The following is a 6,151-nucleotide window of genomic DNA, read 5'->3' as shown; positions in this document are numbered from 1 at the left end:
ATCGCAAACCGCGAGGTGCGCTCGCTCACGCTCCCGAGTCGCTTCTCGTCTGGGCGAAGTCGTGACGGCCTGCTAAAATCCCCGTTCCGGATGGGTGGCCGAGTGGACGAAGGCTCTAGTCTTGAAAACTAGCGTAGGGGAGACCTTACCGTGGGTTCGAATCCCACCCCATCCGCTTCTTTTGATCTCGGACGTTCTCGATGATCGGCGAAGATCCACGGGGCAATTGCGTGAGCCATTCCGGCCGCGAATCAGCCAAGCAGTGGCTGCAACAATTGCCGGCGAGTGACCACGCTGCCAATCTTTCCACTGGCTTCGTACAAGACCGCCACATCGCTGTGGGCGTCGTACAAACGCAACAGCACGCCCAGATGCCGGTCGGTCAACGCACCGCGAACGATCGGCAGCGGCGCTGGAACCTGGTCTTGATAAACCAGATCAGAGTAGCGGTAGAAACCGATGATCCGGCCTTTGCGACGCACCAAAATGATGGGGTGATTTTGCCGGCGGGCCTGGCGGCGGGCAAGTTCCAAATCGACGGGTGAATCCACGACCGCCAATCGCTCGGGACGCACGCCAAACTGAATGGCTGGCCCATTGCCAACATCAAAGACATTCTGGGCCAAATTGCGTTGTCCCACCGCCAGAATCCCCGCGTCCTGGCCCGCCTGAAGCACCTGGTCCAAATCACCACGTGCCATCGACAAACGCAAACGGAACGGCGTTTCACCGGTCAGCTTCTGCAACGCATTGCCCAGCAAGCTGAGCAGCAACGAGATCGGAGAAAACACGATCGTCGCGATCAACAACAACCAACGGGTGCCTCGCAACAGCCGATAAGGTGCTTGATAAAACAGGTGTTTTGGCAGCAATTCACCAAACACAAACACGACTGGCGTCATCATCACGGTGGCCGCCAATTCGATCGCTTCGCCTCCGCCAATTAACGCACCAACGAACATCACGATCGCCAAACTGGTCAGATAGTTCGCCAGGTTGTTTCCAACCAAAGTCGTGGCAACAAAGATCGCTGGATGATTGATCATCCACACCAGTCCTCGACCGGCGAACGAACCGCTCAGTCCATCCAGCACCAATCGCGTGCGTGAGACCCGGTAAAGCCCCGTCTCACTGCCGCTGAAAAAAGCGGACAGCATCAATCCAACAAGAAAGACTCCAACAGCCAACATCATGATGAAGGACGCTCCGAGTCAGGGCCCAACCAAGCTTCGATCCAGATCCCGTCTTCGTCCTCTTCCGTCACCACCAACTCGTATTCCGCCAGCGGAGCCACATCACCGGCACGCGGAACGCGTTCGTTGTGACGCTGAATGTGCCCACCAACGGTCGCCGTGCGTTCTTCGGGCAAATCAATTTCCAACGTTTTCGCGAGTGCACGCAGGCTGGTCGACCCTGGCATTCGATAGTGCTTGCCGCCCAATTGTTTGATTTGATCTTCTGCGGCGTCCAATTGATCCGTGCTCGCCAAAACGCCTCGCAGAATGTCGTCAACGGTCAGTGCACCAACGACCTCACCGAACTCGTTGACAACGACCGCCATCGTGATGTCCTGTTCGTCCAACTGGTCGTAAACCTGAGCGATTTTTGCAGACCACGGCACATGCAAGACCTTCTCCACCGCCGAAGGCAAATCGTCGATCTGTTGCGGCCTGAGCAGTCGAACCGCGATCGAACCGAGAATGGTTTGGCCAGAAGAATCCTCGGGATCCGCGACAATCAGATAGCCACCAGGAGGCGACCCTTCCGCCAAAAGCGATGTTTCGAGCGGAGGCGAAACGATCATCAGCTTGCTACGCGGACGCATCATTTCGTCGGCTTGAATCTCAGCCATCATCACTAACGACCGCAGAGCCAATCGTTCTCGTCGAAGCAAGGTTGCATCGTCGGTCCCGAGTTCGATCGCACGTTCAATGTCCGTCAACTCAATCTCTGGCTCGGGCTCAAACGTCGGCCACAACAAACGCCCGGCGGCTTCGTTGGCCCATTTCACAAACGGCAAGATGGGCGAAACGATACCGACCGCAATGGTCATGGGAACGCCAACCATCAAAGCGATTCGCGTCGGCGTCATCACCGCGAAACTCTTGGGCAACATCTCGCTGAAGAAGATGATCGTGAGCAAACAAACCAGCGTAAAAATTCCCGGGCGCGATAGATCGGCGGACACGATCGCGACCAACGTGAAGTACGTCATGTTGATCAGCAGATTCCAAAACAGGATCGCAGCCAACAATCGATCCGGCTCCGCGAGCAACAACGTCACCACACGTCCCGCCGCTCCGTTGCGACCGATTCGTTTTCGGTCACGTTCTTTCAGCGAGAACAGAGCGGCTTCGCTGCCGCTGAACAGCCCGCTAGCGACAATGAGTACGAGCATCGCGGCCAACATTGGCCACTTCGACATCAGCTCGCTCAATTCGTGGTCCCCGGCAACGCCTCGGGACTGTCACCCGTTGTTCGCGTTGTCTCATTGCCGCGGTCTGGTTCCAACGACACATCAAATTCGCTGAGCGCGGGAATCATCATCGCCGCGGTTGTGAATCCATAACCGGCAAGCAAACTAAACACGACCCACAAGTGATCGGTTTGCAGCAGGAACTGAGTGATCGCGTAAAACGTGATCAGCGGCAATGCAAAGGACGCGGCAAAGATCGCCGACGACGGGTTTCTCCACCCAAGTGCGGCGAACAGAGCCAGCCCACCGCCCAGGATCATCACCAAGAACGGTGCCAACTGAAGCTGGAACGCGCCACGGAAGCTGACCATGATCGTCATGCATATCGCGATGCCAACGCAAAGGAAAAACACGGTTCCAAGGCTGGCCAGTGTCGCCGTTCGACCTGAAACATAGTTCAGCCCGGAGTGAATTCCCAACATGGAAACAAAGACGACCAAGGCGAATCCGCCTAACAGCGTGTAAACCATGTTTTCGATGGTCATCACGCCAGACAATCCTAAATAGATCGTGAGCAACATCGGCAGAATGATCATCTCTTTCGCCGCGTACATCACGCCCCAAAGTTTGCCAAACACAAACTCGCTGGGTCGAAGGTCCGTGACCAACAACAAGTCCAACGCCAACCCATCTCGCTCACCGGTGACCGCGTTCACTGCCAATGCATTGACCAAGACCAAACTGATCACTCCCAGCACCGCGACCGGAATCGTTACCGCGGGCAAGGCTCGTCCGATGCGGCCTGCTGGTTCCATCGCGACGCCGCTTTCCACCTGCAGGTAAACCGCCGTGGCAATGATTGCGAAAATCAAAACAAAGACCGCTCGAATGAGAATGATCTTTCGTCCGTAAGCCCACGTTCGAATCTCACGCCAAAGGATTGGGTTGTCCCAAACCGGCCGAGGCTGTCTGACTTTCCAGGACTCAGGATCTTTCTCGCGATCGCGTTGGAACGCTTCGCTTTCAAACTCTTCGCTGGTTTCGGCCTCGGGTGCTTTCATGCGAACTTCACGCGATGGGTTCCACACACGAACCTTGGCGATTCCGATTCCCAAAATCACGGCTGACAAAACGCTGCCAACGAGCACAAACAATCCGCCGCCGTCACTCAGAAACGCCGCCCAACCCGCATCCGCATTGGTCGCCGCCAACAAAGCTCGTGGAGCACTGATCGCCATCGCCCACTTGGAGTCGTCCCCAAACATCGACGCCGCGATCTCGCCCGCGGCAACCAACAGCAACAACACCAATACCGTCAGAGCGATCGACTGAAATGTTTTTTCTCGCCACAACGCGACCACGGTACCAACCGCGGCGGAGACGACGACGCTGACCAACGTGACCGCGAAAACGGCCAAGACTTGTCCCGGTGCGACTCCGCCCAACAAGGGCAACGTCAGAAACAGCGGCAAAGAAATGACGCAAAGTGCGAAAGGTGACAACAGGGTCGCTGCCGCTTTGCCGCCAACGATCTCAAAGCCCGACAAACGGGTCATCAGCATCAAAATCAGGGTCCGGCGGTCCTTTTCCTGAGCCACGCTGCTAGCCGCTCCCACCGCAGCCAACGCCGACAAAATCACCAACTGAAGCGGAGCGAGCAAACGAAACATCCAGCCACCAAATTTGGCCGCGTCCGCATTGGCCGCCAAAGAACGCGAACCGTCCAGCACCAAATACCCGGTGCATAGCAACAGAAACAGTGCCATCAAATAGACACCGCGTGTGACATAGGTCGCCGGTCGCTTGGGGACGACGGATGCTTCGCGTTGAAAAACGGGGCCGAGCATGACTGGGATCAAACCGTGGGGCAAATGCCGAAGGAGGTCGCCGAGAGGATTCACGTGCGGTCGCAGTCTAATGCATCACCGCCCAATCGAGAATCAAGTCGTTAAGCATTGACTCCAAGAATGGTTCGATTTGGCGAGTATTTTCACCCCTTTGCAGGCCCGAGAACGCCTCGTTTCTCCATTTCGCGGATGATTTCCGTTGCCTGATCATGAGGCGTCTGGCCCTCCCGCCACTTCAAATGAATTTCAGGCGAGGGCGGTGCGTCGTAGGGGTCGCTGATTCCGGTGAAGTTTTTGATTTCGCCCGCGATCGCCTTTCGATACAGCCCCTTGGGATCTCGCTGCTTGCAGATTTCCAGAGGCGTGTCGACAAAAACCTCCAGGAAATCGCCTGCTCGGCCGCTGCTCTCGATCGTTTTTCGCACGCGATCTCGGTCCCGCTGGTAGGGACTCACAAACGCAGCCAAAACGATCACGCCAGCCGATGCGAACAACTCGGTGACCGCACCGATCCGGCGAATGTTTTCTTCGCGATCGATGGGACCAAACCCCAATCCAAATCGCCCGGCGAAATCCTCACCATGTTCTTCCTGCAACACGGACGGAGGAGCACACAAACCATGACGCACATTGTCGCCATCCAGCAACGTGCACGTCGCACCTCGATCGATCAGCAATCGATCCAGCTCATTGGCGATCGTGCTCTTGCCGCATCCGCTTAGCCCAGTGAACCAAACCACCACACCGCGTTGCCCCAATTTGCTTTCGCGGTCTTCACGAGAAACTGTGTGGGCGTGCCAAACGATGTTCTTTTGCACATCGTCTTGACCGTCGCCGGTTTTTGGTGCGCTGCTGGCGGCGGAGTCGTCAGAGTTGGGCTGGCTCATGTTTTCGATTGATTGGGAATGACAGGGTGAATGTTCATCGGCCACGTCAGCGTTGACGTCGTCCATCCTAATTGCCCAAATCGGCAATCGACGCCGGTGGAAGACTCAAATGCCGTATCGTTTTCGGAAGCAATCTCGGTGCATCCGAGCGAGATTTTCGTGTGATGTCCACCCGGCGGCTTGCGTCGCATCGACCAATCGCCCTAGCAGGTCTGCATACAACGTCATCGGCTCGGTGCCCAAATCCCATCCAGCGGCATAGAGACATCGAACCGCTTCGGCCGTTTCGCCAATGTTGGCGTTCTGTTCGGCGCGGTCCAAGAAAAACGACGTCAATCGACTGCGTACCGAACCACCTTCTCGGTTCTGCAAACAGTCCAGATACTCAGACATCAAAATGGAATTGGGCACCGCATTGGCTACCGCAAAAGCGTTCTCGCCATTTTCGCCCGAAGCGTGATCCCACGATGCCGACGAAGACTCATTTTCGCGGCACAACCAATAGGCACCGAACTTGGCCATCCCATCCGATCCGGATGTTGCCCAGTGAGTTCGCAGGCGAACGCTTTGGTCAGTGAAAACACTGCACCGCAATGAATTCAAAAACGCGACCTTAGCTCCGGCTGAATCACCGCGTTGCAAACGGCAGTACCCCAGCAACTCAGCCGCCCAAGCCAACTCGGGAACCAAAGCATGAGCCCGCTCACACAGGTCCTCGATTCGCTGCCAATCCTGTTGAGCAGGATCTATGGCGTCCGCTTGTGCAACTCCTTCGTCCCGCAATCGCTGAGCAACCTCGTTGGGCAGCGATCGCAAGTCAAATCCCCATCGCATGATGTCGTTCCATGCGATTCCCATCCGATTCGCATCGGCCGGCTTCAAACGATGTGTCAGCTCGTTGCTCAACGCGTCAATCACCAATTGGCAAGCGATCGCGACGTTGCAAACACCCGCCTCGGTCAAAGCGTCGATCCAATCGGTGTCGCCGGCTCGCCAACGTT

At 56.5% G+C, this 6,151-nt stretch carries 4 protein-coding genes, 1 tRNA gene and 1 pseudogene; 1 reads left to right on the top strand and 5 read right to left on the bottom strand.

The features are described 5' to 3' along the window. Nucleotides 1–88 precede the first annotated feature (88 nt). Nucleotides 89–175: transfer RNA gene (locus tag B2R17_RS07610), tRNA-Ser, on the top strand. A gap of 76 nt (nt 176–251) precedes the next feature. On the opposite strand, the gene B2R17_RS07605 is transcribed toward B2R17_RS07610, so the two are convergent. From B2R17_RS07605 to B2R17_RS07585, 5 genes and pseudogenes are all read right to left on the bottom strand, one after another. After that, the gene (locus B2R17_RS07605) at nt 252–1,193 is read right to left on the bottom strand and encodes a CNNM domain-containing protein (protein WP_008663895.1); all 942 of its coding nucleotides are present in this window, start codon (nt 1,191–1,193) and stop codon (nt 252–254) included. Continuing rightward, nucleotides 1,190–2,410 (bottom strand): CNNM domain-containing protein, encoded by a 1,221-nt coding sequence (locus B2R17_RS07600; protein WP_286763494.1) that lies wholly within the window; start codon nt 2,408–2,410, stop codon nt 1,190–1,192. Before B2R17_RS07600 ends, B2R17_RS07605 begins: the two co-directional genes overlap by 4 nt. 23 nt (nt 2,411–2,433) lie before the next feature. Continuing rightward, nucleotides 2,434–4,317 (bottom strand): hypothetical protein, encoded by a 1,884-nt coding sequence (locus B2R17_RS07595; protein ID WP_339888342.1) that lies wholly within the window; start codon nt 4,315–4,317, stop codon nt 2,434–2,436. 89 nt (nt 4,318–4,406) lie between these two features. Then, nucleotides 4,407–5,216, bottom strand: coding sequence for an adenylyl-sulfate kinase (cysC, locus tag B2R17_RS07590; protein ID WP_286763488.1), 810 nt, complete (start codon nt 5,214–5,216; stop codon nt 4,407–4,409). Nucleotides 5,217–5,255: 39 nt separating this feature from the next. Then, a pseudogene (locus tag B2R17_RS07585) lies at nt 5,256–6,151 on the bottom strand (SMI1/KNR4 family protein); the annotation flags it as partial.

It is taken from the genome of Rhodopirellula sp. UBA1907 (assembly GCF_002337565.1).
GTDB classification, from domain to species: Bacteria; Planctomycetota; Planctomycetia; order Pirellulales; family Pirellulaceae; genus Rhodopirellula; species Rhodopirellula europaea.
Note: the sequence above shows the minus strand (reverse complement) of the source record. Positions and strands in the feature narration are given on the sequence as shown.

Coding starts and splice junctions, on each gene's coding strand:
- B2R17_RS07605 (WP_008663895.1), bottom strand. CDS start 1,193: ATGATGTTGGCTGTTGGAGTCTTTCTTGTTGGATTGATGCTGTCCGCT.
- B2R17_RS07600 (WP_286763494.1), bottom strand. CDS start 2,410: ATGTTGGCCGCGATGCTCGTACTCATTGTCGCTAGCGGGCTGTTCAGC.
- cysC (WP_286763488.1), bottom strand. CDS start 5,216: ATGGACGACGTCAACGCTGACGTGGCCGATGAACATTCACCCTGTCAT.